Source organism: Geomonas sp., assembly GCF_056994735.1.
Genome location: NZ_JBXKJL010000504.1, coordinates 1 through 1,606 on the forward strand (window position 1 = coordinate 1; position 1,606 = coordinate 1,606).

General features: G+C 64.3%; 1 protein-coding gene. It reads left to right on the forward strand.

What is annotated here, in order from left to right; genetic code table 11:
* Nucleotides 1-143: 143 nt before the first annotated feature.
* Nucleotides 144-1,526 carry a transposase gene (locus tag AC11W3_RS21110; RefSeq protein WP_484093725.1) on the forward strand — a complete coding sequence of 461 codons (1,383 nt, stop codon included), beginning with the start codon at nucleotides 144-146 and terminating at the stop codon, nucleotides 1,524-1,526.
* The last annotated feature ends 80 nt before the right edge of the window (nucleotides 1,527-1,606 follow it).

Consider the following 1,606-nt stretch of genomic DNA (forward strand, 5'->3'; position numbering starts at 1 on the left):
CCCAACTGACAGGATAAAAAATCGTTCAGTCTCGTACAATGAGACTGTTATAGACTAAAACCAAGGAGACTGAACGATGTTAAAAAATCACAGCCACAGTCGTTGGCGCTCTGGCGAACTTCCGGCAACGGCTGTATGCCGCGTTGGTTTCCCGGGCAGATGCCCTGTTCAACCTACTGGACAGTCTGAGTGGGAACACGACGGCCCAGTCGGTGGTGGAGCTGAGTCTCACCGCCCCCTTTAGCCGGCAGTATAGCAGCCTGCATGATGGAGTGGATAACCTACAGCTGAGGGGGTCCAGTAAGGAGACGGCACCCGCCGCTACGGCGGCAGCTCCGCTAGACTGGGTAGGATTGATCGCGGATGATCTGCCGCGTCCAGCCGAGCGGCCCTTCTGGCTGCTGGGACTCGATACCACGCCGGCGGTGCGTCCCTTTGCCGAGACGTTGGTGGATCGCGGCGTAGTCTATTACCCGAACCCGGCACCCGGCAACAAGCCGAGTGGGGTCGGACACTGCTACGCGGTGTTGGCCCTATTGCCGGAACGAGGCCCGCAGGAGGCACCTTGGGTCGTGCCCCTCCGCTGTGAGCGGGTGCCCACGGCGAAGAAGGCACGGGCAGTGGCGGTAGAACAGGTGGTGGGGATATTGACCCATCCCCGGCTCCGGTTGGCGCAGGAACTGAGCGTGGAAGTGGTAGACTCGCACTACAGCCATGCTGGCTACCTGAGCCCGGTCGGCGGCTACGATCAGCACGTGGTGATCGCGCGGCTGCCGGCCAACCGGACGCTGTACCGGCCACCCCCTCCCTGCACCACCTCGGGACCGGGTCATCCGCTGTGGGATGGTGAGCCGGCCAAACTGTCGCAGGCGGAGACCTTGGGCCGGCCGGACGATACGGCGGAACTCGACGGGTCCAGCCGGCCGGGGCGACGGTGGCGGGTCCAGCGGCAGCGCTGGCAGGAGCTGCGGAGGCGGGGCAAGCACGACGCACCGATGCCGGAACGTTCGTTCGACCTGATCCGCGCCACAGTGACGGACGCGCCGGGCAAGCCGCGGTGTCAACGGCCGCTGTGGTTGCTGGTGCTGGGTTCGCGGCGGCGGGAGCTCTCTCTGGTCCAGGCGTATCAAGCGTACGGTCAGCGCTATGACTTGGAACACTTCTTCCGGTTTGGCAAGACCAAGCTGCTGCTGGACCGGTATCAGACCCCCTGTGTCGAGCACGAGGAGCACTGGTGGCAGCTGGTCTGTCTCGCCTATATCCAGTTATGGCTGGCGGCTCCCCTGGCGGTCTGGCTCCCCAGACCGTGGGAGCGCTACGCGGTCACCGAGGCCGCGCGGGCGGTACCAGGGCCGGGGCCGGTGCAGCGGCAGTTCGAGCGAATTATTCGGCAGCTTGGGACACCGGCCCGGTTGCCCAAACGGCGGGGAAATTCCCCTGGGCGGGCGCCGGGGCACTGTCCCGGTCGCCGTCCGCGCCAACTGGTGGTGTTCAAACGCCGGTCTCGCCCGAAAAAGGCGGCTTGAGGCGCTCGGAAATCCTCTCTGGTTCATCCGGAATAACCGCTTTTTCAAAGCGGAAAGGATAAGCTTTGTCCAAAGTCCAA